1 protein-coding gene is annotated in these 433 nt (G+C 38.8%); it reads left to right on the plus strand.

The annotated features are described in order from the left end of the window. Positions 1 to 433: acyl-CoA dehydrogenase family protein (locus FLQ44_RS17850; protein WP_276607875.1), on the plus strand; the 433-nt coding region annotated here is incomplete at both ends.

The raw sequence follows: 433 nt of genomic DNA on the forward strand, positions 1-433 counted from the left end.
AGCCTCTTCATAACATACCAACGCATAACCATATGCCATAGTGAAGGTATTACCAAATCTCCGTTAAAGAAAATGGGGTGGTGGGCTTCAGATACAGCCCATTTGTATTTTGATCAGGTCAAAGTGCCTGTAGAAAATCTTCTAGGAGAAGAAAACGCAGGTTTTAAAGTGATTATGAAAAACTTTAATATGGAGCGTTTTTGGTTAGCTTCTATGGCATATGGTTATGCGTTGGTATGTTATGAAGAGGCTTTACAGTGGTCTAAAGATCGAAAAACTTTTGGTAAACGCTTGGTTGATCATCAAGTGGTACGTCATAAACTGGTGGATATGGCAACGCGTTTAACCTATACGCGTGCACTTTTGGAAGATACAGCATATCGTATGAGTAAAGCTGAATTACAGGGAAGTGATTTAATCGCACAGATTTGTA

The sequence above is a fragment of the Vogesella mureinivorans genome, from assembly GCF_007644035.1.
Taxonomy (GTDB): Bacteria; Pseudomonadota; Gammaproteobacteria; order Burkholderiales; family Chromobacteriaceae; genus Vogesella; species Vogesella mureinivorans.